This is a genomic window from Burkholderia sp. B10, from assembly GCF_004368385.1.
GTDB lineage: Bacteria > Pseudomonadota > Gammaproteobacteria > Burkholderiales > Burkholderiaceae > Burkholderia > Burkholderia vietnamiensis.
Genome location: NZ_PQMX01000019.1, coordinates 46,741 through 71,849, shown reverse-complemented (window position 1 = coordinate 71,849; position 25,109 = coordinate 46,741). Strand labels below are relative to the sequence as shown.

Below are 25,109 nucleotides of genomic sequence, written 5' to 3'. Positions count from 1 at the left end.
GAGGCAAAAACTTGATGGGTAAAAGCACCGAACCCGCGGTATTTTTTTCCTCGTTATAGTGCGGACGTGAGCGGTGAACGCGGCGCAATGCGCACACACCGCCTGGCAACGACTGTAGACGGGTGCTGTATGAAAAACACGAAAGAAACGACCATCGGACCGGCATGGGGTGTCGCGGCAGGCGTGCTGCTGGCCGCGGCGGGATTGAGCCTCGACCTCTTTCCGAAATCGCTGAACGGCACGGGCGCCGCCCACGACTTCCTGGCATTCGGCATCGCGATGCTCGGCATCTTTCTCGCCGTCTACTCGACGCACGAATTCCGCAGGAAGCGGATGCACTGAGCACCGGCGCGTTACGAGCGGGCGCGCCCGTTCGCGCAACCGGCGTCGGCCAGCAAATCGTCGACGATGATCTCGGCAGCGGCCTGGCCCGCGCACAGCGCGGTGCGCGTCGTGTCGAACAGGCGGCCGCCGTCGTCGGCGAGCCGGATCGGCGCGAGCAGCCGCGTGGCGCGCTCGCCCGCGCGCACCTGCACGATGGCGACGAACCCGAACCGGGGCGGATCGGCCAGCGACGCGCGCGCGTGCGGCAGGTCGAGCCGGAATTCGCAGCGGACATCGATCGTGTATCCGCGGTAGGTGTACGCACTGTTCATCTGCAGCTCGCTCGAGAGGGAACGCGACGACGGACCGTGGGCGCATGATATCGGCTCGTGCGAGCCGGCGGGGCTGGGGCGTCTACCTAGGCGAGGATCTCGTGCCGGTAGACCAGTTCGACGATGCGCTTGGTCGGGATGCTGGCGCGCAGCGCCGCGACGCGATCGATCGCGAACCACTTGCACTTGTCGATCTCGTTGCTGGCGGTCGGCTTGTGTTCGGGGCCGACTTCCGCGAAGAACACGTGGTGCACCTTCGCGAGCCCGCTGAACTGCATCGAATAGACGAGGCTTTGCCCGACGATGCCGGTTTCCTCGAGCAATTCGCGATGCGCGGCTTCGAGCGGCGTTTCGCCGCGTTTGATCGTGCCGCCCGGCAGCGCCCAGCGCGACGACATGCGGGCGACCAGCAGCACCTGCTCGGCGCGATAGCACACGATGGTCGCCCGTTCCTTGATCGGGACGGTGGCGATTTCGGGCGGGGCGATGGAGGTGGCTGGCGACATGGTGCGATTCTAGCGGCTGCCGGGCGGCGGGCCAAGCAGCGGCGGCCGGCGTCGCCGAGCGCGACGATCAGATCGCGCCGTGCCGGCGTCGGTGGCGTTACTGCCGTTCCGGCAGAAACCAGTTCATCACCAGCGCGCAGATGCCGCCCGTCGCGACACCCGAGGCCAGCACGTTCTTCAGCGCATGCGGCAGGCTGTTCAGGATGTCGGGCACCTGCGACACGCCGAGGCCGAGCGCGAGCGACACCGCGATGATCAGCAGCGCGCGGCGGTCGAGGTGGACGCCGGACAGGATGTTGATGCCCGATGCGGCCACCGCGCCGAACATCACCATCGCCGCGCCGCCGAGCACCGGCTCGGGCACCGCCTGCAGCGCGCCGGCCACCACCGGGAACAGCCCGAGCACGACCAGCATCGCCGCGATCCAGATGCCGACGTAGCGGCTCGCGACGCCCGTGATCTGGATCACGCCGTTGTTCTGCGCGAACACCGAGCTCGGAAACGTGTTGAACACGCCGGCCAGCAGCGAGTTCGCCCCGTTCACGAGCACGCCGCCCTTGATCCGGCGCATCCATACCGGCCCTTCGACCGGCTCGTTCGAGATCTTGCTCGTGGCGGTGACGTCGCCGATCGCTTCGAGCGACGTGACGAGATAGATGATCAGCATCGGCACGAACAGCGACCACGAGAAGCCGATGCCGAAGTGCAGCGGCGTCGGCACCTGAAACAGCGCGGCCTGGTGCATGCCGGTGAAGTCGAGGCGCCCGAGCGCCGCCGCGACTGCATAGCCGATCGCGAGCGCGATCACCAGCGCCGTGCTGCGCACCCAGACGATCGGCACGCGGTTCAGCACGATGATGGTGCCGAGCACGACGCACGACAGCGTCAGGTTCTGCGCGCTCGCGAACGTGCCGTTGGCCATCGCGCCGTAGCCGCCGCCCATGCTGACGAGGCCGACCTTGATCAGCGTGAGCCCGATCAGCAGCACGACGATGCCGGTCACGAGCGGCGTGATCAGCCGCTTCACGAACGGCAGGATGCGCGACACGGCCATCTCGACGAACGAGCCGGCGATCACGACGCCGAAGATCGCGGCCATCACCGTTTCGACCGGCGTGCCTTGCTTGACCATCACGCTGCCGCCCGCGATCAGCGGGCCGACGAAGTTGAAGCTCGTGCCCTGCACGATCAGCAGCCCCGCGCCGAGCGGGCCGAAGCGCTTGCACTGCACGAACGTGGCGATGCCCGAGATCACCAGCGACATCGACACGATCAGCGTCGTGTCGCGGCTCGCGACGCCGAGCGCCTGGCAGATCAGCAGCCCCGGCGTGACGATCGGCACGATGATCGCCAGCAGGTGCTGCAGGGCGGCGACGAACGCGATCGTCGGCGCCGGGCGGTCGTTGGGGCCGTAGACGAGGTCGCGCGCGGAAGATGCGTCGTCGGCGCCGTGAGCGGCGGATCGGGCAGAGGAGGCGGGTTGCATGGACGAGCGGGCCGGACAGGAGGGAAAGTGCGGCATTTTAGCCGAACGGCCGGGGGCGCCGCCCCTTGGTGTGGCGCGACGGCCGGCGCCTGGCGGCCACGGAACGGCGGCCGCGAACGGAGTCGAGAACGACGGTGCGGCAGTCCCGTGTACGGTCAGCGCGGGCGGCGCGGCGCGCGGCTTTGCGGATACGCACGCGTGCAGACGTCGATGACGACGTCGCGCAGCCGCCGATGCACCGGGTCGCCGTGCATGCGCGGGTGCCACAGCGCCGAGATCAGGATCTCGGGCAACTTGACCGGGATCGCGAAGCTGCGCAGCCCGAGCGCATCCGCGAGCCCCGGCGTGAGCGCGTTGCCGAGGCTCGAGCGCGGCACCAGCGCGATCAGGTCGGTGCCGGCCGCGACGCGCATCGCATCCGGATAGCCGGGCACGACCACGTGGACGTTGTGCGCGGCCACCGCCGTGCGCTCGCCGTCGTCGGCCGGGCCGCCGAAGTCGCCGAGCTGCGCCGCGATCACGTGGCGGCAGGCCGCGTAGCGCGCCGGCGTGATTCTGGCCGCGGCGAACAGCGGGTGGCCGCTGCGCGCCACCGCGACGTGCGCGTCGTGAAACAGCTCGCGCGTGTGCAGCTCCGGCGCGTCGTCGCCGCGCTTGCCGATGTCGAGATCGACCGAGCCGTCGCGCAGCGGCCCGGGGTCGCGCGCGAGCCGCGGCACGAAGCGCACGCGCACGCCGGGCGCGACGTCGCCGATCGCGGCGACGACCGGGCCGCCCAGCATCTCCATGAACGACGCCGCCGCGCGCAGCGTGAAGGTGGCCGACAGCGTCGCGAGGTCGAGGTCGGCCGCTGCCGGCCGCAGCACGGCCTGCGCTTCGCGTGCGACCGCGTGCACGCGCTCGCGCAACGCCGTCGCGTGCGGCGTCGGCACGAGCCGGCGTCCGGCGCGCACGAGCAGCTGGTCGCCGGTGGCCGCGCGCAAGCGCGCGAGCGTGCGGCTCATCGCGGACGCGCTTAAGCCCAGCCGGCGCGCGGCGCCGGTCACGCTGGCTTCGCCGAGCAGCGCGTCGAGCGCGGTGACGAGGTTCAGATCGAGGTCTTCCATCCCGACAGCATAAGGCATGGCGCGGCGTGACATGGCGTCCGGTGCAATCGTGGATTGCGTTCGGTGCGTCTGGTGCATCCGATGGCGAGCGCCTACAGTAGCCGGAGACGAACGATCTCCAAGGTGAATACGATGCAACCGACTCTCTCGCACGCCGGCACACCCTCGATCCTGCTGGTCGCCGCATCGCGCGGCCTCGGGCTCGCGATGGCCGAGCAGTTCCTGAATCACGGTTGGCATGTGACCGGCACGGTCCGCGCGGGCTCGGGCCGCTCGAAGCTGCACGACCTCGCCGAGCGCGTCGGCGCGCGGCTCGACATCGAGACGCTGGACATCTGCGAGCCCGCGCAGCTTGCCGCGCTGCGCGCGCGCCTGTCGGGGCGGCGCTTCGACATGCTGTTCGTCAACGCGGGCACGAGCAACGATCCGGCCGAGACGATCGGCGAAGTCACGACCGACGAGTTCGTGCGCGTGATGATCACGAACGCGCTCGCGCCGATGCGCACGATCGAGACGCTGCAGGATCTCGTGACGGCGGACGGCCTGATCGGCGCAATGTCGTCGGGGCAGGGCAGCGTGTCGAACAACGTCAACGGGATGCGCGAGGTGTACCGCGGCAGCAAGGCCGCGCTGAACCAGTTCATGCGCAGCTTCGCCGCGCGTCAGGCCGGTACGGCGCGCGCGATGGTGCTGATGGCGCCCGGCTGGGTCCGCACCGAACTCGGCGGCCCCGACGCGCGGCTGACGATCGACGAAAGCGTGCCGGGCCTCGTGAACGTGCTGCTCGACAAGCGCCGCCGCCCGGGGCTCGAATACCTCGATTACCAGGGCCGCACGGTGCCCTGGTAGCGCGCGACGGTCGCGCTCTGCGCGCGTCGCGCCGATTCAATACAATGCGACGTCGAGGTGCGCGCGCCGTGTCGGCGTGCCGACCAGCCGACAACTCCGGAGCGCAGCATGAACGAACCCTACCTGCAGGTCATCGCGCATTACTTCGCGAAACCCGGCAACGGCGAGCGCGTGATCGAGCTGCTCGCGCAGCTCGCGCCGCCCACGCGTGCGGAACCGGGCAACCTCGACTACGCGTACTTCCGGTCGCCGGTCGATCCCGACCACATCGTGATCCTCGAGCGCTACCGTGACGCCGGCGGCCTCGACGCACATCGGGAAACGCCGCATTTCCAGCGCATCGGCATCGGCGAGATCATTCCGCTGCTCGATCGCCGCGACGTGACGCGCTACATGGTGCAGCCGGACACCGGCACGGCGACGCAACCGGGAGCCGCTCGATGAACCCGTTTCAATTCCGTACCGTCGCGACGCAGATCGTCGAATTCGGCGCAGCACGCCGGCTCGGCGCGCTGTTGCGCGAACGCTTTCCGTCGCTCGTGCGGCTGTGCGTCGTCACCGACGCGTTCCTGCATCGCAGCGGCGTGCTCGCGCCCGCGCTCGAGAGCCTCGCCGCGCACGGCTGGCAGGTGAGCGTGATCGACGACGTCGTCGCCGATCCGCCCGAGCACGTGGTGCTCGAAGCGACCGCGCGCGCGGTGGCCGCCGACGCCGAGATCGTGCTCGGCCTGGGCGGCGGCTCGTCGATGGACGTCGCGAAGCTGATCGCCGTGCTCGCGCCGGGCCGGCAGGCGCTGGCCTACATGTACGGCGTCGACAAGGTCGCGACGCCGCGGCTGCCGCTCGTGCAAATGCCGACCACGGCCGGCACCGGTTCGGAAGTGACGGCCGTATCGATCGTCACGGTCGGCGAAGCGCGCAAGATGGGCGTGGTGTCGCCGCAGCTGTTCGCGGACGTCGCGATCCTCGATGCCGAGCTCACGCTCGGGCTGCCGCGCGCTGCGACGGCAGCGACCGGCATCGACGCGATGGTGCACGCGATCGAAGCCTATACGTCGGCGCGGTTGAAGAACCCGGTGTCGGACATGCTGGCCGTGCACGCGCTGACGTTGCTGTCGCGCAATGTGCTGAAGGCATGCGACGACGGCCACGATCGCGCGGCGCGCGAAGCGATGCTGGTCGGCGCGATGTTCGCGGGTCAGGCGTTCGCGAATGCGCCGGTGGCGGCCGTGCATGCGCTCGCTTACCCGATCGGCGGCATTTTCCACGTGCCGCATGGCTTGTCGAATGCGCTCGTGCTGCCGCACGTGTTGCGCTTCAACGCGGCGGCTGCCGCGCCGCTGTACGCGGAGCTCGCGGCGATCGTCGCGCCGTCGGCGACGGGCAGCGACGCAGCGAGGACGCAGGCGCTGATCGACGAGATCGACCGGCTGATCGTCGCGACCGGCATTCCGCGCACGCTGCGCGAAGTCGGCGTCGGCGAGGCCGACCTGCCGAGGATGGCGGCCGATGCGATGCTGCAGACGCGTCTGCTCGTCAACAATCCGCGCGAAGTGACCGAAGCCGATGCGCTCGCGATTTATCGGCAGGCATGGTGAAGGCGGCGCGGATGGTGACCGGTGAAGACGGCGGTATGAGGCAAGGGGCTGAAGCCGCCACGACCGCCCGATGCGTCGCATGGCAGGTGCTGCACACCTGGCAAGCCGCCGAATGGTGCCGGCTCGCGCCCGCGCCCGCGGGCATCGACCTGTCGGGTACGATCGCCGGCGCGCTCGACGGCACGCCGTTCCGCATCGACTATGCGATCGAATGCGGCGCCGACTGGCTCACGCGTTCGGTGCGCGTCGTGCATCGCCACGGCGCGGCGCCGCCGCAGCGGCTCGAGATCCGCTGCGAAGCGGGGCGGTGGACGATCGAGGGCGCACACGCGGCGGCGCTCGACGGTGCGACCGACATCGATCTCGGCTTCAGCCCGTCGACCAATACGTTGCCGATCCGGCGGCTCGGACTGACGGTCGGCGCGTCGGCCGTCATCCATACCGCGTGGCTGCGTTTTCCGGAGTTCGAGCTCGGGCGCGGCGAGCAACGCTATACGCGTACGGCCGAGCGCGTGTACCGCTATGAGAGCGGCGCCTATGCGGCCGACATCGCGGTCGACGACGCAGGCCTCGTCATCGATTACGACGAGTGGCGGCGCATTGGTGCGAGCGCTCGCGCGTAGCGCGGCGGCAACCGCGGCTCAGCGAGCGTCGGCGACGCTCACGCGGCCGGGAATCAGCTTCAGCGCGCTGAATGCATCGGCGATGTTCTGCTGATAGGCGAGCGTTGCGTCGCTGACCGGCTGCACGCCGTAGCCGGTGCGCTTCAATGCGACTTCGAGCGTGGCCGTGTCGAGCCCGACGAGCGGCGACAGTTGCGCGGCGACTTCGCCGACATGATCGCGGCCCCAGCGATCGACCGCGTCGACTTCGTCGAGCAACGCGCGCAGGATCTGCGGCTGCGCGCGCGCGTACCGGCGCGCGGCGAGATAGTACTGCGTGTTGCGCACGAGCCCTTCGCCGTTCGCGACCACGCGCGCGCCGAGCTGACGCTCGGCGGCCGCGAGATACGGATCCCATATCACCCATGCGTCGACGTTGCGCTGCACGAATGCGGCGCGCGCGTCGGCGGGCGTCAGGAAAATCGGCTGGATGTCGGTGTATGGAATGCCCGCATGCTCGAGCGCCTTCACGAGCAGGTAGTGGACGTTCGAACCCTTGTTGAGCGCGACCTTCTTGCCGCGCAGCTGCGCGAGCGTCCGGATCGGCGAATCGGGCAGCACGACGATCGCTTCGCCGCGCGGCGCGGGCGGCTCGTTGCCGATGTAGACGAAGTCGACGCCGGCCGCCTGCGCGAAGATCGGCGGCGTCTCGCCGACCGTGCCGACGTCGATCGCGCCTGCGTTCAGTCCCTCGAGCAATTGCGGGCCGGCCGGAAACTCGAGCCACTCCACGGTCACGCCCTGGTTCGCGAGCCGCTTCTCGAGCGTGGCGCGCGCTTTCAGAACGACGAAGTTGCCGTATTTCTGGAAGCCGATGCGCAGCCGTGTGCCGCCCGCTTGTGCGCGGGCGGGCAGGCCGGCGAGCGGGCCGAGCGCGACGCCGGCGAGCGTGGCGGCGGTGCCTTGCAGCCACCGGCGGCGGCGCGTGCTTTGCGGCGGCGTGTCGAGGGTGTCGGGCGAAATGTCGTTCATCGAGGCGTCCTGCGGGCTGCGGCGAGTTCATGGGCTGCGCAGCGACGTGGCCCGACTCAAACCGGGCGCGAACTGCCCCGCGCGAGACTCAGCACGATACGGCGGCCTGTCCGGCCGGCCAACCAACGAATCCGCATATGCAAATCAGTAGTGCGACGATGCATGAACGACGGCGCGGTGGGCCGTCGTCGCGGTCAATCGCTGCCGGCCGCGCTTTCCTCGATCGCATCGACGCGATCCGGATAGAACGCGAGATGGCCGCGAATCGCTTCGACGGCCGGATTCGGATGCTCGTAGGTCCACACCGCATTCACGGCGCGCGCGCCGCCCGCCGGAATCGAGTAGTACGCGCAATCGCCCTTGTACGGGCAGTAGGTCGCATGGTCGGTGCGCTGCAGCAGCGACATGTCGGCATCGTCGCGCGGAATGTAGAGCACGGCCGGATAGCTCGCTTCGCGCAGCGCCAGCGCGCGGCGCGTATCGGCGACGACCTTGCCGCCCGCCTTGACGACGACGCGCGACGGATGCGGTTCGATCGTGATCGGATGGTCGGGGCCGGGCGACTTCACGGGGCGAGACGGGGTATCGGGGCTGATCGACATCGTGGTTCCTCCGGGAGACGGTGGGAGCGCCGCGTGGAAGCGAGCTGCGAGGATGTGCGCGGCGATGGCCGCGTCGGCCAACTGAGAGCATGCGCGCATTGCGCAAAAGCTGCAGCGGGATGCGGTTGGGGCAATGGACGTTCCCGAACTTTTTGGCGTAAATCCGTGCGCTGCACAATTACCGGCGCGAATTGCAATGCCGTTGAAAACAGGTGCGGAATTACCGCAGACGATCAGGTATCGGAAACAATATGCATCACCGTTAATATTCTTACGTCCGGCCCGGAACCGTCGGCATCGCGGCGGCTAAATGACGGTAAATAATTCGCGCCGATCCGCTTCGATAACCGTTTTTCCATAAATCCATTCCGACACCGAATGATTTGAAATCGCCGAAAAAATTGTCCATGCCCTAGACGAAATAGCGTGATTCGCATCGTGCTGAATGCGCTCATGCAATCGACGCGCGCACGTCGCGCGTCGCAGCGATCGAAGGGATTCCGGGGGACGCCGACGGCCCGATACAGCGGCCGCAGCATGAGTCTTGAACGGGCGAATGTCGTGCGCCACCCGAAGCAGTGCAGCGCCAATATATCAACGGTCGATCAGCGGCCCGGTCATACGGAGGTTGTCATGCTGCAATACGTCAAGACCTTGTTGCGCGATGAACGGGGCGTCAGCTCGCTCGAATACGCGGTTCTGGCCGGCATCGTCGTGGTCGCGCTCGCGGCCGTCGGCACGGTGCTCAGCGGCAGCTCGGGGCTGTCGTCGATCTTCACGACGCTGATCAACAAGGTCTCGTCGCTGATCTGATCTCCTGAACCCGCGCGTCGCCGACGAATACACGGCTCCGCGGCAGTAAGGCGGACCCGGACGCGGCGCGCCGACGGACGGTTCTCCGATGCTCTATCTTGTGCAAGCGGCGGCCGCTAGTGCTGGCGTCGCTCGCGATGCAGGACGTGCGCGCGCGTCGCCTGTCGAATTGGCTGGTGTCGGCGTTCGCGGCGCTGTACTTCATCGCGGCTGCGCTCGTGCCGCACGCCTTCGCGCGACTGCCAGCACCGCCGCACGCACGCGCACGTCGCGCGTGCCGGCCCAGGCGACGCACGCGGCGGCGATCGCGATCGCGGCGACACCGGCGTGGGCCGCATAGGCCGGGTTCAACGGCACGCCGGCGAGCCGCAGCGCCGCGAACGGCGTCGGCGACACGAGCCAGAACACCACGCCGTGCTCGAGCACGATCGAGCGCGCGAGCCCCGCGCTCGCGACGAACAGGCGCAGCGATTCCGCGCCGCACACCAGCACGCTGAGCGCGACGAACGCGGCGCTGGCGAGCGCGGCCCACGCGAGGGTGCGCCACGCGCGGGCGGCGATCAGCACGAACGGGAACAACAGCGCCATCTGTGGTTTCACCGACAGCAGCCCGATGCACAGGCCTGCCCACAACGGCCGGCGCTCGGCCCAATAGACGGCGAGCGCCGCGCACGACGCGGTGAGGAAGGCGTTCTGCCTGAGCGTCGCGGTGACGAACACGCACGGCGCGGCGACCAGCGCGAGTGCGCCCGCGCGCGACGCGCCGGCCACGGCGCCGAGGCCGGCCACCCGCCAGGCGGCGCAGCCGAGCACGCCGACGCCGAGCGCGACGAACAGCGGATAGGCGAGCGCGAACGGCAACAGCGCGAGCGGCGTGACGAGCAGCAGATAGGTCGGCGGATACAGCCACGGCGCGAACGCGCCGTGGCGAAGCGTGTCGAACCGCGCGGCCGACAGGCGCGAGAACGCGGAGAAGTCGTACGCCTGTGCCGGCGAGCCGTGCAGCATCAGGTACGAGGCGGTCCAGAACACCGAGAAGTCGGCGCCGACGCGCGGCGGCACGCGCTCGGGGAACGCATGCGCGACCCACGCCCAGATCGTGACGAACAGCGCGGAGAACACCAGCATCACGATGCTGTACACGATCACGCGGCGCGGCGTGAGCCACGCGACGACCGGCCGCCGTGCGCGACGCATCGATTGCGGCGTGGCGTCCAAGCGGCGCGGCCCCGTTCTACTTGAACGACGCCTTGCGCGCCGCGACGTTGCCGCCCGCGGGCATCGGCGTGCGGCGGCGCGCCGCGTGCGTGCGCTTGAGCGGGAATTGCAGCAGCGTCGACGCGGGCGCTGCGGCCGCCTCGCGCTCGGCGCGATAGCGTCGCCGCACGAGATAGACGGGGCGCTGCTTCGATTCGTGATAGACGCGGCCGAGGTATTCGCCGATCACGCCGATGCCGATCAGCTGAATCCCGCCGACGAACAGCACGACCGAAATCAGCGACGGGTAGCCGTGCACCGGGTTGCCGTACAGCAGCGTTCGCACGACGATGAACGCGCCATACAGCAGCGACAGCAGCGCGAACGTGACGCCCACGTAGGTCCATACGCGCAGCGGCACCGTGCTGAAGCTGGTGATGCCTTCGAGCGCGAAATTCCAGCGCCGCCAGCCGGAAAACTTCGAGCGCCCGCCGCTGCGCGGCGCGCGCGTGTACTCGACGATCGCGGTGCGAAAGCCGACCCACGCGAACAGCCCCTTCATGAAGCGGCGCCGCTCCGGCAGCGCGCGCAGCGCGTCGACGACCTCGCGGTCCATCAGCCGGAAATCGCCGACGTTCTCCGGCATCTCGACCTCGGACAGCGCGTTGTGGACGCGATAGTAGAGCGCGGCCGCGGCGCGCTGCAGGTACGGATCGCACATGCGGTCGGTGCGCTTCGCGGCGACGACTTCGGCGCCGTCGCGCCAGCGTTCGATCATCGCGGGAATCAGCGCGGGCGGGTCCTGCAGGTCGGCGTCGATCAGGATCACCGCGGCGCCGGCCGCTTCGTCGAGGCCCGCGGTGAGCGCGGCTTCCTTGCCGAAGCGGCGGGTGAGATCGACGATCCGCACGCGCGGGTCGGCGGCGGCGATCGCGAGCAGCCGCTCGAGCGTGCGATCGCGGCTGCCGTCGTTGACGCAGACGATTTCGAACTGCACGCCGTCGACCGACGCGAGGATCGGCAGCGTTTCGGCAAAGAACGGGTCGATCGTTTCTTCTTCGTCATGAAACGGCACGACGAGCGAGATCAGCGGTTTCCTGGCGTGCGTCGGCATGCTGCGGCTCCCCAGAGATCCGGCCGGTGCTGCACCGTGAGGTTCGAATCGATATCTGCCGAACGCGTCCGAGCGCGCGCATTCGGCTGCGGCGCGGCGGCCCCCCGCGGACCGGACGACAGGTGTTGAGTTCATTGTAGGAAGGATTCGCCGATTCGTAACATGTATCGGCGCGGGCGCGGCGCAATGCGGCGCTTCGCGCTGCCCGGCGGCGGAGCGATCGGCGCTACGATGGGCACTTTCGATGCCGAAGGAGGTGGCAATGCAGGTTCAGGAGCTGAGCGGCGCCGCGCTCGATTTCTGGGTGGCGATGGCCCAGGCGCTCGACGCGCCGCGGGTCGATGCTGCGGGCTGTACGGTGATTCGCGAGCCGGGCGGCGCGCCGGCGCCGTATGCGCCGTCGTCTGCGTGGGCGGACGGCGGACCGCTGGTCGAGCGCCTGCCGTTCGGCGCGTTCGAGCGCGACGGCGGCCGCGGCGCGTGGCGCGCGGTGCTGCATCGGGCCGTGCCTGCGGCCGGCGAGCGTTGCACGTTCAACCAGTCGGGGCCGACGCTGCTGGTGGCCGCGATGCGCACGCTGGTCGCGTCGACGTTCGGCGACGACGTGCCGGATCTCGACATGTCGAGGCCGCGCTGAACGTACGAGAAGCCGGTTACGCCGCCGACAGGTTGCGCACCGCGATCGACGCGACGTCGATGCGCTTCGGCAGGATCGCATCGGCGGCCGCGCGATCGGCGACGCGCTGCAGCACGTCGATGTCCGTGCCGCTCACGTCGCGTTGCGCGAGCGGCGCCCGGCGCACGATGTCGATGGCCGCGTCGCGCGGCAGCCGCGTGACCGACGCATAGACGCTCGCGTAATCGGCCGGATGCGCGAGCGCCCACTGGCCGGCGCGGGCGAACCGCGCGAGCACGTCGGCCAGCGCCGCGCGCTTGAGCCGGTCGTCGAGCGTGTCGACCGGCGACGTGAGGAACGCCAGCCCCGAATTGATGCCGCTGCCGTCGCGCACGACGCGCGCGCCGCGCCGCACCACGTGCCCGTAATACGGATCGAAGGTCGCCCAGATGCCGATCTGCTTCGCTTCGAACGCGGCGAACGCGTCGACCGGCAGCACGAAGCGCACGTCGACGTCGCGCGCCGCGAGGCCGTGTTCGCGCAGCGCGCCGTACAGCTGGTATTGCGAAATGCTGCCGCGCGCCGACGATACGACCACGGTGCGCCCCTTCAGGTCGGCGACGCTTCGCACCGGCGAATCGGGCTGCACGACGATGCCGAGCGACGTCGGCGAGCCGGCGCGCGTCGCGACGATGCGCAGCGCCGGATCGCCGAGCGCGGCCGTCAGCACGGGCAGGTCGCCGGCCGGCGCGAGATCGAGCGCACCCGCGCGCTGTGCTTCGAACAGCGGCGCGGCGCCCTGGAAATTCGCCCAGCGAAACCGGTACGGCACGCCGTCGAGCACGCGCGCGGCTTCGGCCAGTGCGCGCAGCCCGCCGGCCTGATCGCCGAGCACCAGCGTCACGTTCGACAGGTCGGCGCCGGCCGCGCACGCGGGGAATGCGGCGGCGCCGGCGAACGGTGCGGCGGCCAGCGCGCTCGCGCGCAGCAGCGCGCGGCGACGGGCCGGGGAGGCGGGCGAAGTCATCGGTATGCAATCCTCGGTAATCCGCGCGGCATGCACGGCTGACCGGCAGATTACGGAATCGGTTTCGCCGCGGCAAACATCGAATCGCGCAATGCTTATTCGCGCGAGAGCGGTGGCGCGCGGTGACGAGCCCGGCCGCCGCGGCGCGTGCTCAGCCTGCCGCGGTGACGGTGCGCAGGAACGCGCGGACCGCGGGCGCCTTCTCGAAGCGGCGATGCGCGAGCGCGAGCTCCGACGTGATCGGCTTGCCGGCGAGCGGCCGGTATACGACGCCGGGCAGCGCCACGCAGCCGGCCAGCGCGTCCGGGATCACCGCGACGCAGCCGTTCACCGACACGCACGCGAGCACCGCGAGCAAGCCGCCCGGCCGCGCGTCGATCACCGGAGCGAAGCGGCCGCGCCGTGCGACTTCGAGCGTGCCGCCCTCCTGTTCGGGCACCGCGAAGCGCGCATCGGCAAGGTCGGCCGCGCGCAACGTCGGCATCGACGCATAGCGCGAGTCGGCCGGCACGGCGGCGACGAACACGTCGCGTTGCAGCGTCACGGTCCGCACGCCGCCCGGCAGCGGCAACGGCGGGCGTACGTATGCGAGGTCGAGCCGGCCGGCGTCGAGCTGCTTCGCGACGTCGTCCATCGGCACCTCGCGCAGGTTCAGGTTGAGGCGCGGATGCGACGCACGGAATGCGCCGACCGTGCGCTGCAGCGTGCCCGAATAGACGGCCGACGACACATAGCCGATCTCGATCCGGCCGACTTCGCCGCGCTCGGCCAGCAGCGCCAGTTCATGGCCGCGCTGCAGATGCTCGAACGCGGCGCGCGCCTCGGCGCCGAACGCCTCGCCGGCCGCCGTCAGCGTGACCGCGCGCCGCGAGCGGTCGAACAGCCGCACGCCGAGCAGCCGTTCGGCTTCCTGGATCTGTCGCGTGAGCGCGGGCGGGGCCATGTCGAGTGCGTCGGCCGCGCGTGCGAAATGCAGGTGCTCCGCGACGGCGAGGAACGCGCGGACATGGCGGAATTCGAGCGGATTCACGATTGCAATTTTCGTCAATCAAATGGCTCCGGTGTGTCAATGACGGGCAATGTGGGGCAAGCCTAGCATACGCGTCGTTGATCCCGTTCCGGAGCGCTCGATGCCGCAGCCGTCCCCCGTTTCCCCCATGTCCTCCGTTTCCCGCTCGGGCGGCGGCGCTGGCGCGCCTGCCGCCGCGACGCTCGCGGTTGCGTCCGCGACGTGCTCGCTGATCGTGCTCGACACGAACGTCGTGGCCGTATCGCTGCCGAGCATCGCGCGCGGCTTTCATGCGAGCTTCGCCGAGATCGAGTGGGTCGTCAGCGCCTACATGACCGCGTTCGCCGCGTGCCTGTTGCCGGCCGGCGGCCTCGCCGATCGTTTCGGGCGCAAGCGCATGCTGGCAGCCGGCCTCGCGTTGTTCGCGCTCGCATCGCTCGGGTGCGGCCTCGCCCCGTCGGCGGCGTGGCTGATCGCCGCGCGCGCCGTGAAGGGCGGTGGGGCCGCGATGCTGCTGACCGCTGCACTGGCGGTCATCGCGAACCGTTTCCCGGACGGACGCGAACGCGCGCGAGCGTGGGCGATCTGGGGGATGTGCATGGGCATCGCGACGGCGCTCGCGCCGCTCATCGGCGGGGCGATCACGCAATGGATCGGCTGGCGTTGGGTGTTCCTGCTGAACCTGCCCGCGTGTGCATTGCTCGCAGCAGGCGTGCGCGCGGCGATCGCGGAGTCGCGCGATCCGCACGCGACGCGCGTGGACGCGCCGGGCAGCCTGCTGTTCGGTGCGGCGCTCGCGTGCGCGATCGCGGCGCTGATCGGCGCGCCGTCGCACGGCTGGCTGACGGGCGCGACGCTCGGCCGCCTCGGGCTCGCCGCCGCGCTGTCGACCGCGTTCGTCGCCGTCGAGCGCCGCCACGCGCGGCCGATGGTCGACCTCGCGCTGTTCGGGCAGCCGCGCTTCGTCGGCGCGGTCGTCGCGATGTTCGGCTATGCGGCGTGCGCGCAAGTGATGATGACGTTCCTGCCGCTGTATCTGCAGAACGCGTTCGGGATGTCGGCGATCGACGCGGGGCTCGGCATGCTGCCGTTCGCGCTGGCGATGATCGTCGGGCCGTCGCTCGGCGCGAAGCTGGCCGCGCGCATGTCGTCCGGCGGCGTGCTGGCGGGCGGCCTCGCGCTGATCGGCGTCGGCAATCTCGCGACCGCGCTGCTGACGGCCGGCGCCGACTACCGGCTCGTTGCGCTCGGCATCTGCGTGACGGGCTGCGGCGCGGGCATCATGAACGGCGACACGCAGAAGGCGATCATCGCGTGCGTGCCGCCGAACCGCACGGGCATGGCATCCGGCATCAGCACGACCACGCGCTTCTCGGCGATCGTGACGGCGGTGGGCGTGCTCGGCGCGGTGCTGGCAGCGAGTACGCACGCGCAGCTCGTGCGACGGCTGTCCGCGATGCCGGACGTACGCGCGTTCGTCGATGCGCGGTTCATGTCGAGCCTGCTGGCAGGCGATCTCACGCAGGCGCTCGCACGCCTGCCGCCGACGGCCGCGCGCGTGCTGCACGACGTCGCGCCGGCGGCGTTCGCGGCCGGGTTTTCGACGGCACTGACGGTGAGCGGTGTGCTCGCGCTGGTTGGCGCTGCGGTCGCCTATTGGTTGCTCGTGCAACCGATGCGCGATGTGGGTGTGTGATGGGGCGGTTCTGGCTGGGTGATGTGGCGGGGTGACGTGGCGGTACGGTGCGTGCGGCAGCCGCGGTTGCGTTTCATGTTCGAGCGGGCTGCTCGTGAACTCGTTCGATGCGCCGATGCACGACGCCTCCGTCATCGTACGGCGCAGCATTTGCATCGGTGATGGCGCCGCGCCGCGCGGACATCGCAGTCGCGTTCGTGGCGATGTCAGTCTTTACCGAGCGTTCGACCGCTGCCGCACGCGACGCCACGCACGCGCGTCGGCACACCGGCCTCAGCGCGCCTTCATCGCGATCCGATGGGCGCGCGTCGCGCGTGCGGCGCTCGGCTGCGGTGTCGCGTCGCACTGCGTCGGTTGCCTGCGTCGACCGCGCCGCGCGGATTCGGCCGCCGCGCCGGCGAGCGGTGCGGCGATGGACGTCGGCGCACGCGCGGCGACGGCCGTGACGGCCGGCAGCGCGGATTCTGCGTCGAGCCATGCGCGCGTCGCTTCGACGATCAGCCCGCGCAGCCAGCGTACCGCGTCCGCGCAGGCGCCGGTTTCGTCCCAGGCGAGCCGGTACGTGATGTCGGGTGGTTGAGCCGGCAGCGCAACGATGCCCAGCGGCAACAGCTTCGCGTAGTGGCTCGCGAGCCGGTAGGTCGTGGTCAGGACCAGATCGGAGCGCACCAGCGCATGGGCGGCGAGTTCGAAATGCGGCAGCGTGACGACGATCCGCCGTCGCAGCCCGACGCGTTGCAGCTGACGATCGATCGCGCCGGACGCCTCCAGCCACGACGGCGTCGGACACAACTGCGGCGCCTGCGCGAATTCCTCCGCGGTCATCGCGCCGCGGCGCGCGAGCGGATGCGTCGCGCGCATCACGCAGACGATGCGGTCGTCGAACAACGCGTCGTGCCGGAGCCGCGCCGGGTGCGCCGGGCGGTTGTCGATCACGACGTCCAGCGCGCCGTCGGCGAGTGCGCGCTGCGCATCGAAGCCGTCGCCGAGCGGGTGAAACACGAGCTGCGCGTCGGGCGCGCGTTCGCGGAACAGCGTGACGAGCTTCGGTACGAACAGCACGTTCAGATAGTCCGGACAACCGATCCGATAGGTTCGCACCGACGTGCGTGCGGCGAAGCGCGGCTGCTGGTTCCGAATGAAGTCGATCACCCGCAGCGCGTTGCGCAGCGGATCGATCAGCTGCGCGCCGAACTCCGTCGGCACCATCCCGTAGCGACTGCGCACCAGCAGCGGATCGCCGAGCAGCGTGCGCAGGCGCTTGAGCGCGGCGCTCGTCGCGGGCTGCGACATGTTCAGCCGCACCGCCGCACGCGACACGGTGCGCTCGGTGAGCAGCACGAGCAGGATGCGCATCAGCCGCGCGTCGAGCAGGTCGAGCGCGCCGCCTGCGTCGCGGGTGTCGGCGATAGCGCCGTGCTTTGCCGGTGGGTTGCGCATGTCGCTATCCATGTCGCTATCCGTTCACGCGGTGCGTCGGCGTTCGAAGGTGCGCCAGCCGTCGAAGATGCACCGGCAGCCGACAGGCCGTCCGCGCGACATCGATGCGTGGCTGCGGCACGCCGCGATTCACGGCCGCTCGCGCAGTGGTAGTAGCGATCCGCCCCGCATCTGCGTTCGGCCATTCGGCGGCCGGTTCGCTGTCGGCGTCGGTTTTTCTGCGCATGCACGAGGCGGGTCCGCCGCGGCAAACCGCATGCGCATGTTCGCGCGTCGCCGCAAGCCTGGCGCGGCGTTCGATCGCTTCGACGCGGGTTTGCGGTCGCACGCGTTGTCTCCTTCCATGGCCGCGGCGTGCGCCGTGCATGCAGCGCGGGCGGACCGCCGTGGACGTCATATGTCCCATTCGTCCGCGAGTATGGGCGGCCGTCGCCGCGATGGGAAATTAAATATTCGGCAGGCCGCCATTCAAAAAACGAATGGCGCGCAGCGGTGACGGCACGCGAATTGCGAACGGGTGAGTTCCATCCATTCATCGACATCAAGCGGAGGTGTCATGCAGCGATATTCCATTCGTCACGTATCGCGGGCCGTCTTCGCCGGCATCCTGATCGCCGGCCTGGCGGCGGGGGCAGGCTGTCAGAAGAAGAGCGAAACCGACACGGGCGCCGGCGCCACTTCGGACGCGAGCGCCGTGGGCGGCATGTCGCCCGCGCCATCGACCGCACCGTCGGGCACGCCGAGCAGCGGCGCGGCGGGCGCCGACAGCGGCACGGCCGGCACCACCGGCGGCGCGGCCAGCATGCCGGGCGCGGCGTCGGGGACGACGGGCGCGAGCGGCGGCTGATCGCGCCTCGCGGGGCGGCGCCGGGCGGCACGTGCAGCACCGCCCGCGCTGCGCCGCCGCAATGGCGGAGCCAGGCGGCACGCGCGCTCTCGGGCGCGCGGCCGCGCTACGCGTGTGTGAAAGATTTGCAAGGACCGTTGTAGCGATTCCCGGCGCCGATGGCGCTCGTCACGCGGCCGATCGCAGCCGCCGGCTGACGACGGCGGCGGCCCGTCCGGACCGCGCTGCAAGGTCCCGAACAAGGAGGTGCGATGCAGAACGCGGAATCGAACCCAACCCCGCAACAGCAGCGGGAACAGATCAAGCAGAGCCCGGTGAAGACGCCCGCGGCCGGTGGCGACATGCCGGATGCGGCGACCCAGGCTGCCGAAGTGGCCAAACGGCCGCAAACGCCCGAATCGGTCGCGGGCAAAACGCCGACCGGCCTGCCGGACATCGACGTCGACGCGCATGCGGTCGACAGCGGCGACCCGGTGCGCCGCGCGGCCAGCCGGATCGTGACGATCGACAACGCGAACATGGCGGCCACCGACAACACGGTCGACGTCGACGGCAAGGGCATGGAGGCGCGCACCGGCGCCGATGAATGGCACGACAACGTGATCTATTCGAACGCGTCGCTCGACAACGCGGTGAACACGCCGGCCGACGGCCTCGGCGGCTTCGAAAGCCGTCCGGGCGGCAACATGCCGCTGATCGCCGCGCGGCCCGGCTGGCAGGTCACGTACGTCGGCGACGTCGACGTCGTGACCGAGCATGGCGCCGGCGCACGCGTCGAGCATGTGATTCGTTTCGAGCGCACCAGCAACTGACGGCGCGCCCGTCACGCGGCGGATCGCCGAACGGCGATCCGCCGCCATCATTTACTGCGGGCCGAGTTCCTGCGCCGACGTGTCCGCATCGTTGCCCTGGGCGACGAGCACGTGGATGTCGTTCGGCGTTACGTCACCGATACCGCCCGACGGGATCGTCACGAGCAGCCAGTCGGCGTTGTTGTGGATCGTCACCGGCGGAGTCGTCAGGATCGGCGATTTGCTGCCGGCAGTCGTGACGATCACCTGATAGCTGCCTCCGTTCAGATAGATCGAGTCCTGGCCCGTGGCAGGCGCCGCGTTCTGGTACGCCGCGCCGGAGAGCGTCGGGCTCTGCGTGTTGATGTCCGTCCCCGGCGGCACGACGTAGACGTCGACGTTCTGCGCGTTCGGCGACGCATTGAAGGCGCGTACGCGCGCCTTGTCCGACAGCAGGCCCTTGTCATACGGATCGTCGATCACCGAGATCGGCGACGACGTGCTGGGCAGCGCGACGGTCGTGTAGTGGTGGCCGTTGGCCGCGCTGAACGATTGCGACGCGACGGTGGCGTTGGTGCCCGAAATGTCGTAACTGGCGTTCTGCGTGCCCGAGTCGATGTCGTGATAACGGGTCACGCCCTTGTACGCGACGCCGGACGCATCGACTTTCGCGTTCAGGTAGTAGTCGAGGTTCGGGCCGGCCGGCACCGCGTTGATGAAGCGTGCCTGCGGCTTCGAGATGCCGAGCACGGTGCCGACGTCGTTGCCGTCTCCACCGCATGCCGTGAGCATGGTGATGACCGAGCACAGCGCCACTATCGTTCGAATGGATTTCATGTCGTCCTCTCGTTCAGGAGTTACCTGCTGGCGATGCGGTGTCGCCGCGCGGAGCATCGCGCGGGACGCAGCGCCTGGATTGAAGAATGATTGCTGTCCGCCAGAGCGGCGGCGCATGGATGCCGCAACGCGCGTGCCCGCACGGCGAGATGCGCGCGATCGCGCCGACGGTGGGAGCGTTGCGCACGACGCGCGATGCGCGTGATGCGCGAGCGCGCGATTCGCGGCACACGTTTGTAAAAAGGAGCGATTGGGCGCGCCACGAGATGAGGCTCGCATCGCTGCCGGATCCGCACATGCAGGAAAAGCGTTTAAAACGCAACGCGATTCATGAGAGCAATGCGCGTGGACGTAGTCGATGGCTACTTCTTGTTGGTTGCGTGCGCATCGATCTGATTGGAGCAAACCATTGATGATGAGCAGTCCGCTGGACACGGGAGTTCGATGCGCATCCGCCGACGCACGCGTGACATGCGGGCGACCTCAGCGGCGCTCGACATGCTGAACACGCTCGGGGCGCTGCACCTCCGACCGAATACCCGCGCATCGGAGCATCGTGCTCCATGCATGAACCTATGCATGTCCTGCCGAGCGATCGGCAGTGCATCGAGCAGCGCGCACAGTTTCAGGTCGCCATGCGCCGCGCGCCGACGACTCCGCAAGCAACCGTCGACTCGCACAAACACCACGCGCCACGGCAACGACACAGCGCGTCCCGGGCGGCGCCACCCGCCGAGCGCCCAGCGATCGTTTAACCAGCCGAAACAATCTGTTCACTGAAAAGGGCATGATCTTCGGCGATCATGCAGGCATACTGTCGCCCATGTTGTCCGATGCCGTCGAATCGACGCGCGCTTGTCCTCATGTCCATCCCAGTACTGTTTCCATCCCTGCGATGGTTGACCATCGCGGCGGCTGCATGCTTGCTCGCCGCGTGCTCGACCGCCTCCGACGTGACCACGACGTCGAACCCGAACGTCTTCACCGTGACGACGCGCACGCTCGGCGTGTCGACGACGTGGGCCGACGCCCATGAAAAAGCCGTCAGCGAAGCGACCAGCTACTGCACGCAGCGCGGTATGCGCGCGAGCCTGAAGCAGGAGTCGCTGACCGGCGGCCGCCGCGTCGACGCGCGCTCGGAGCTGGCGTTCGAGTGTCATCCGACCTTCGAGACGGCGTCGAACCCGCGCAGCTGAGCATCGCGTCACCCGCACGACTGCGGCGATCCGCCGTGCAATCCGCGCTACCGGCCCGCGCCGCCGTCTACCGGCGGCGCGGGCCGTGTCGCGCGCATCTGGCGCGTCACGCCGGCTGCGCGTCGTACAGCTTCACGCAAGCGGAGAAGTCGAGCGTGCCGAGCCCGTGCTGGCTCATCGACTGATACAGCTGCTGCGCGAGCGCGCCCATCCACACCGGCTGGCGCGCATGGCGCGCGGCTTCGGTCGCGAGGCCGAGGTCCTTGAGCATCAGGTTCGCGGCAAAGCCGCCCGCATAGCCGCGCGCGGCGGGCGCCGCGTCGTTCACGCCGGGGTAGGGGTTGCAGGTTTCCGAACTCCAGCAGCGGCCGGTCGACGTGTTGATGATGCCGGCCAGCACGACCGGATCGATGCCGAGCGCTGCGCCGAGCGCCATCGCTTCCGACACGCCCATCATCGAGATTCCGAGCAGCAGGTTGTTGCAGATCTTCGCGATCTGGCCGGTGCCCGTGCCGCCGCAATGCACGACGTTCTTGCCCATGTCGAGCAGCAACGGACGAATACGCGCGAACAGCGCCGCCTCCGCGCCGACCATGAAGGTCAGCGTGCCGGCCTGCGCGCCGCCCGTGCCGCCCGATACCGGCGCATCGGCGAACGCGAAGTTGCGCTGCGCGGCCGCGTCGGCGATGGCGCGCACGGTGTCCGGGTCGATCGTGCTGCAGTCGACGAAGGTCGCGCCGGCGCGAGCGCCGGCCAGCACGCCGTCATCGCCGAGATAGACGGCGCGCACATGCTGCGCGGCCGGCAGCATCGTGACGACCAGCGACGCGCGCGCGGCCGCGTCGCGCGGCGACCCGGCCACCGTCGCGCCGGCGCGCACTGCCGCGTCGAGCGCGTGCGCGTCCAGGTCGAACACCGTCAGCGCATGGCCGGCGGCGAGCAGGTTGGCGGCCATCGGGCCGCCCATGTTGCCGAGCCCGATGAATGCGATATCCATGGTCATGCTCCCGTTCAGCGCAATGCGATCGTGGTGTTCACGCCGCCGGCCGTCGCGTCGTCGTCGAACCAGCGCGCGGTGACCGTCTTGGTCTGCGTGTAGAACTGCACGACCTGCTTGCCGTACGGGCCGAGATCGCCGAGCTTCGAGCCGCGCGAGCCGGTGAAGCTGAAGTAGGGCACCGGCACCGGGATCGGGATGTTGATGCCGACCTGGCCGACGTCGATCTCGCTCTGGAACTTGCGCGCGGCCGCGCCGCTTTGCGTGAAGAGGCCCACGCCGTTGCCCATCGGGTTCGCGTTGACGAGCGCGATGGCTTCGTCGAGCGTGTCGACTTCCATCACGACCACCACCGGGCCGAAGATTTCTTCGCGGTAGATCGTCATGTCGGTCGTTACGCCCGAGAACAACGTCGGGCCGACGAAGTTGCCCTGCTCGTAGCCGCGCACCGTCACGTCGCGGCCGTCGAGCTCGAGCTTCGCGCCTTCCTTGACGCCCGCGTCGATCAGCGACAGGATGCGCGCCTTCGCGCTGCGCGACACCACCGGTCCGACGTCGGTGCCTGCCTCCGAGCCCGCGTTGACCTTCAGCGTCTTCGCCTTTTCCACCAGCTCGGGCAGCCAGTCGCGCGCGCTGCCGACCAGCACGACCACCGACGTCGCCATGCAGCGCTGGCCGGCCGCGCCGAAGCCCGCGCCGACCAGCGCGTTGATCGTTTGCTCGCGATGCGCATCGGGCAGCACGACTGCGTGGTTCTTCGCGCCCATCATCGACTGCACACGTTTGCCGTGCTGGCTGCCGAGGTTGTACACGTGCGTGCCGACGCGCGTCGAGCCGACGAACGAGATCGCCTTGATGTCGGGATGCGTGCAGAGCCGGTCGACCACGTCCTTGCCGCCGTGCACGACGTTGAGCACGCCCTTCGGCACGCCGGCCTCGATCGCCAGCTCGACCAGTTCCATCGTCGACAGCGGGTCCTGTTCGGACGGCTTCAGCACGAACGTGTTGCCGCACACGATCGCCATCGGGAACATCCACAGCGGGATCATCGCCGGGAAGTTGAACGGCGTGATGCCGGCGCAGACGCCGATCGGCTGACGCAGCGTATAGGTATCGACGCCGCCGGCGACGTTCTCGGCGAATTCGCCGAGCTGCAGCGTGCCGATCGAGCAGGCATGCTCGACCACTTCGAGGCCGCGGAAGATGTCGCCTTGCGCGTCGGGCAGCGTCTTGCCCTGCTCGGCGGTCAGCGTGTGCGCGATCCGCTCGAGATTGCGGCGCACGAGCTCCTGGAACTTCAGCATGATGCGCAGGCGCGTGCCGATCGACGTCGTCTTCCACGTCTGAAACGCGCGCTGCGCGGCGGCGATCGCGGCATCGACCTCGTCGGGCGTCGCGTACGGCACGCGGCCGATCGTTTGCTGCGTGGCGGGGTTCACGATGTCGCCCCATTCGGCGCTGCGCGATTCGACGAAGGCGCCGTCGATCAGCAGCTTGGCGGTGGGCAGCGCGAGGGTGGTCTGGGGAACTGCTGCGTTCATGTCACTCTCCGGAGAAACGGTGTGGGTGCGGGAAAAATGGTCGCCCCGCGTCCGCCGCGCATGCAGCGGCGGCGAACGTGAGGTCGAACGGAAAAAGGGATTGCGGTGCAGCGTTGGGCGGCGCGGCTTACGCCCGGGCCGGACGCATGAGCGCGGTGCACAGCAGCGCGAACGCGCCGAAGCCGACGAGATACGCGATCACGTAGTGCGGCTGGCCGCCGCCGGCCTTGAGCAGCGACGTCGCGATCATCGGCGCGAAGCCGCCGCCGATCACGCCGGCCAGCTGCACCGACAGCGAAATGCCGCTGTAGCGGATTTCCGCGGGAAACTGCTGCGCGAACAGCAGCGACTCGGGCGCATACAGAATCGGGAACACGACGCCGAGGCCGAGCACGATCGCCCACCACGCATACGAGGTCTGCTGCGTGCCGAGCAGCATGAAGAACGGCGCGGCGAACGCGCACATCAGCACGAGGCCGAGCGCGAACATCCGGCGCTGGCCGATGCGGTCGCCGAGATGGCCGCACAACGGCATCGTGACGAGCGACAGCGCGGCGCCTGCCGTGATCGCGTGCAGCATCTCGGCCTTCGGCAGGTGCAGCTGCTGCGTCGCATAGGCGAGCGAGAACGTGACGACCATGTAGAACCACGTGTTTTCGGCCGCACGCGCGCCGACGATCGTCAGCACCTCGCGCGGATGGCGGCGCAGCGCGGCCGTCACCGGCGACTTCTCGGCCTTGCCCTGACGCCGCACGTTCTCGAAGTCGGGCGACTCCGGCACCTTCGCACGGATGAACCAGCCGAGGCCGACCAGCGCGATGCTCGCGAGGAACGGCACGCGCCAGCCCCACGACAGCATGTCGGCTTCGGGCAGCGCGGCTACCGCGGCCATCGCGACAGACGACAGGATCAGTCCGAGCCCGACGCCGGTCTGCGGCAGGCTGCCGAACAGCCCCTTGCGGCCCTTCGGTGCGTGCTCGACGGCCATCAGCACCGCGCCACCCCATTCGCCGCCGACGGCCATCCCTTGCAGGAAGCGCATGGCGATCAGCAGCGCGGCGGCCCAGTAGCCGATGTGCTCGTACGACGGGATCAGCCCGATGATCATGCTCGGCACGCCCATCAGCAGCAGCGTGATCATCAGCATCGACTTGCGGCCGATGCGATCGCCGAAGTGGCCGAACACGATGCCTCCCATCGGCCGGCCGATGAAGCCGACCGCGAACGTGCCGAATGCGGCGAGCGTGCCGACGACCGGATCGAGCGACGGGAAGAAGATGCGGTTGAACACGAGCGCGGCGGCGGTGCCGTACAGGAAGAAGTCGTACCACTCGATCGTGGTGCCGGCCATGCTGGCCCAACCGGCCAGCAGATAGTGCTTCGCGGTGCGGGCGGGCGCCGGCGCCGCGACGGCCGCGTGCTCATCGAGGGTGGATCGGGTCTGCATGGTGTCTCCTGATTTTGTTGCCCGCGGCTCATGGTCCGCAGGTCACGGTCGAGTATAGTTATGCGCAGATCCATGATGTACCGACAAGAAATCCGGTTGGTTAT

The 25,109-nt window shown here is 69.5% G+C and carries 27 protein-coding genes and 1 pseudogene; 13 read left to right on the top strand and 15 right to left on the bottom strand.

Features of this window, described 5'->3' with window-relative positions:
• Positions 1-129 precede the first annotated feature (129 nt).
• Complete coding sequence (locus C3Y15_RS12545) at positions 130-342, top strand: hypothetical protein (protein WP_059464024.1); 213 nt, start codon at positions 130-132, stop codon at positions 340-342.
• A gap of 11 nt (positions 343-353) precedes the next feature.
• On the opposite strand, the gene C3Y15_RS12540 is transcribed toward C3Y15_RS12545, so the two are convergent.
• From C3Y15_RS12540 to C3Y15_RS12525, 4 genes are all read right to left on the bottom strand, one after another.
• Entirely contained in the window at positions 354-656 is a 303-nt protein-coding gene (locus C3Y15_RS12540) for a hypothetical protein (RefSeq protein ID WP_011881892.1), read from the bottom strand.
• Positions 657-742: 86 nt separating this feature from the next.
• Positions 743-1,162 (bottom strand): NUDIX hydrolase, encoded by a 420-nt coding sequence (locus C3Y15_RS12535; RefSeq protein WP_011881893.1) that lies wholly within the window; start codon positions 1,160-1,162, stop codon positions 743-745.
• 97 nt (positions 1,163-1,259) lie between these two features.
• On the bottom strand, positions 1,260-2,648 hold the full coding sequence (locus tag C3Y15_RS12530; RefSeq protein ID WP_011881894.1) for a uracil-xanthine permease family protein: 1,389 nt from the start codon (positions 2,646-2,648) through the stop codon (positions 1,260-1,262).
• Between the two features lie 155 nt (positions 2,649-2,803).
• On the bottom strand, positions 2,804-3,754 hold the full coding sequence (locus C3Y15_RS12525; protein ID WP_011881895.1) for a LysR family transcriptional regulator: 951 nt from the start codon (positions 3,752-3,754) through the stop codon (positions 2,804-2,806).
• A 132-nt stretch (positions 3,755-3,886) separates the two neighbouring features.
• Here C3Y15_RS12525 and C3Y15_RS12520 point away from each other — a divergent pair, with 132 nt between their 5' ends.
• The 4 genes from C3Y15_RS12520 to C3Y15_RS12505 all read left to right on the top strand — a co-directional run bounded on the left by C3Y15_RS12520 (position 3,887) and on the right by C3Y15_RS12505 (position 6,824).
• Positions 3,887-4,603 carry an SDR family oxidoreductase gene (locus C3Y15_RS12520; RefSeq protein ID WP_059622840.1) on the top strand — a complete coding sequence of 239 codons (717 nt, stop codon included), beginning with the start codon at positions 3,887-3,889 and terminating at the stop codon, positions 4,601-4,603.
• A gap of 108 nt (positions 4,604-4,711) precedes the next feature.
• Complete coding sequence (locus C3Y15_RS12515) at positions 4,712-5,047, top strand: putative quinol monooxygenase (RefSeq protein ID WP_011881897.1); 336 nt, start codon at positions 4,712-4,714, stop codon at positions 5,045-5,047.
• Positions 5,044-6,201: an iron-containing alcohol dehydrogenase gene (locus C3Y15_RS12510; protein WP_069246527.1), complete on the top strand. Its 1,158-nt coding sequence runs from the start codon at positions 5,044-5,046 to the stop codon at positions 6,199-6,201. The genes C3Y15_RS12515 and C3Y15_RS12510 overlap by 4 nt, the downstream gene beginning before the upstream one ends.
• A 35-nt stretch (positions 6,202-6,236) precedes the next feature.
• The gene (locus tag C3Y15_RS12505; RefSeq protein WP_069240606.1) at positions 6,237-6,824 is read left to right on the top strand and encodes a putative glycolipid-binding domain-containing protein; all 588 of its coding nucleotides are present in this window, start codon (positions 6,237-6,239) and stop codon (positions 6,822-6,824) included.
• Positions 6,825-6,842: 18 nt separating this feature from the next.
• On the opposite strand, the gene C3Y15_RS12500 is transcribed toward C3Y15_RS12505, so the two are convergent.
• Both C3Y15_RS12500 and C3Y15_RS12495 read right to left on the bottom strand, forming a co-directional pair.
• Entirely contained in the window at positions 6,843-7,835 is a 993-nt protein-coding gene (locus C3Y15_RS12500; RefSeq protein WP_069246526.1) for a sulfonate ABC transporter substrate-binding protein, read from the bottom strand.
• 194 nt (positions 7,836-8,029) lie between these two features.
• On the bottom strand, positions 8,030-8,437 hold the full coding sequence (locus C3Y15_RS12495; protein ID WP_045578138.1) for a DUF427 domain-containing protein: 408 nt from the start codon (positions 8,435-8,437) through the stop codon (positions 8,030-8,032).
• Between the two features lie 633 nt (positions 8,438-9,070).
• Between C3Y15_RS12495 and C3Y15_RS12490 the strand changes: the two genes are divergently transcribed.
• Entirely contained in the window at positions 9,071-9,250 is a 180-nt protein-coding gene (locus C3Y15_RS12490) for a Flp family type IVb pilin (RefSeq protein ID WP_011881902.1), read from the top strand.
• Between the two features lie 234 nt (positions 9,251-9,484).
• Here the strand turns inward: C3Y15_RS12490 and C3Y15_RS12480 are convergent.
• Both C3Y15_RS12480 and C3Y15_RS12475 read right to left on the bottom strand, forming a co-directional pair.
• Positions 9,485-10,468, bottom strand: a pseudogene (locus C3Y15_RS12480) (glycosyltransferase family 87 protein); the annotation flags it as partial.
• A gap of 16 nt (positions 10,469-10,484) precedes the next feature.
• The gene (locus tag C3Y15_RS12475; protein WP_059459908.1) at positions 10,485-11,561 is read right to left on the bottom strand and encodes a glycosyltransferase family 2 protein; all 1,077 of its coding nucleotides are present in this window, start codon (positions 11,559-11,561) and stop codon (positions 10,485-10,487) included.
• A gap of 262 nt (positions 11,562-11,823) precedes the next feature.
• Between C3Y15_RS12475 and C3Y15_RS12470 the strand changes: the two genes are divergently transcribed.
• Positions 11,824-12,198: a phage protein NinX family protein gene (locus C3Y15_RS12470; RefSeq protein ID WP_069240077.1), complete on the top strand. Its 375-nt coding sequence runs from the start codon at positions 11,824-11,826 to the stop codon at positions 12,196-12,198.
• A 16-nt stretch (positions 12,199-12,214) separates the two neighbouring features.
• Here C3Y15_RS12470 and C3Y15_RS12465 read toward each other — a convergent pair whose 3' ends face one another.
• Together C3Y15_RS12465 and C3Y15_RS12460 are read right to left on the bottom strand one after the other, a co-directional pair.
• Positions 12,215-13,204, bottom strand: a complete 990-nt coding sequence (locus C3Y15_RS12465; protein ID WP_059567693.1) for an ABC transporter substrate-binding protein — start codon at positions 13,202-13,204, stop codon at positions 12,215-12,217.
• Between the two features lie 151 nt (positions 13,205-13,355).
• Positions 13,356-14,234: a LysR family transcriptional regulator gene (locus C3Y15_RS12460; protein ID WP_014725138.1), complete on the bottom strand. Its 879-nt coding sequence runs from the start codon at positions 14,232-14,234 to the stop codon at positions 13,356-13,358.
• A gap of 100 nt (positions 14,235-14,334) precedes the next feature.
• On the opposite strand from C3Y15_RS12460, the gene C3Y15_RS12455 reads away from it, so the two are divergent.
• Positions 14,335-15,909: an MFS transporter gene (locus tag C3Y15_RS12455; RefSeq protein WP_059475237.1), complete on the top strand. Its 1,575-nt coding sequence runs from the start codon at positions 14,335-14,337 to the stop codon at positions 15,907-15,909.
• A gap of 273 nt (positions 15,910-16,182) precedes the next feature.
• On the opposite strand, the gene C3Y15_RS12450 is transcribed toward C3Y15_RS12455, so the two are convergent.
• Positions 16,183-17,361: a LysR family transcriptional regulator gene (locus tag C3Y15_RS12450; protein WP_231129479.1), complete on the bottom strand. Its 1,179-nt coding sequence runs from the start codon at positions 17,359-17,361 to the stop codon at positions 16,183-16,185.
• Here C3Y15_RS12450 and C3Y15_RS32245 point away from each other — a divergent pair.
• From C3Y15_RS32245 to C3Y15_RS12430, 3 genes are all read left to right on the top strand, one after another.
• Entirely contained in the window at positions 17,348-17,845 is a 498-nt protein-coding gene (locus tag C3Y15_RS32245; protein ID WP_226111601.1) for a hypothetical protein, read from the top strand. The two genes, C3Y15_RS12450 and C3Y15_RS32245, sit on opposite strands and share 14 nt — an antisense overlap.
• A 60-nt stretch (positions 17,846-17,905) precedes the next feature.
• A complete protein-coding gene (locus C3Y15_RS31730; RefSeq protein WP_050781904.1) occupies positions 17,906-18,196 on the top strand; it encodes a hypothetical protein in 291 nt (96 codons plus the stop codon).
• A 251-nt stretch (positions 18,197-18,447) separates the two neighbouring features.
• Entirely contained in the window at positions 18,448-19,008 is a 561-nt protein-coding gene (locus C3Y15_RS12430) for a DUF3005 domain-containing protein (RefSeq protein WP_034193801.1), read from the top strand.
• A gap of 51 nt (positions 19,009-19,059) precedes the next feature.
• Here C3Y15_RS12430 and C3Y15_RS12425 read toward each other — a convergent pair whose 3' ends face one another.
• Positions 19,060-19,824, bottom strand: a complete 765-nt coding sequence (locus C3Y15_RS12425) for a DUF4397 domain-containing protein (protein ID WP_124259931.1) — start codon at positions 19,822-19,824, stop codon at positions 19,060-19,062.
• An 86-nt stretch (positions 19,825-19,910) separates the two neighbouring features.
• Between C3Y15_RS12425 and C3Y15_RS12420 the strand changes: the two genes are divergently transcribed.
• Positions 19,911-20,237: a hypothetical protein gene (locus C3Y15_RS12420; protein WP_124259930.1), complete on the top strand. Its 327-nt coding sequence runs from the start codon at positions 19,911-19,913 to the stop codon at positions 20,235-20,237.
• Between the two features lie 450 nt (positions 20,238-20,687).
• Positions 20,688-21,020, top strand: a complete 333-nt coding sequence (locus C3Y15_RS12415; RefSeq protein WP_034193802.1) for a hypothetical protein — start codon at positions 20,688-20,690, stop codon at positions 21,018-21,020.
• A gap of 106 nt (positions 21,021-21,126) precedes the next feature.
• Here C3Y15_RS12415 and mmsB read toward each other — a convergent pair whose 3' ends face one another.
• The 3 genes from mmsB to C3Y15_RS12400 all read right to left on the bottom strand — a co-directional run bounded on the left by mmsB (position 21,127) and on the right by C3Y15_RS12400 (position 25,005).
• Complete coding sequence (gene mmsB, locus C3Y15_RS12410; RefSeq protein WP_059734786.1) at positions 21,127-22,017, bottom strand: 3-hydroxyisobutyrate dehydrogenase; 891 nt, start codon at positions 22,015-22,017, stop codon at positions 21,127-21,129.
• A gap of 14 nt (positions 22,018-22,031) precedes the next feature.
• Complete coding sequence (locus C3Y15_RS12405; RefSeq protein ID WP_059461145.1) at positions 22,032-23,558, bottom strand: CoA-acylating methylmalonate-semialdehyde dehydrogenase; 1,527 nt, start codon at positions 23,556-23,558, stop codon at positions 22,032-22,034.
• A 127-nt stretch (positions 23,559-23,685) separates the two neighbouring features.
• On the bottom strand, positions 23,686-25,005 hold the full coding sequence (locus C3Y15_RS12400) for an MFS transporter (RefSeq protein WP_045578133.1): 1,320 nt from the start codon (positions 25,003-25,005) through the stop codon (positions 23,686-23,688).
• Between the last annotated feature and the right edge of the window lie 104 nt (positions 25,006-25,109).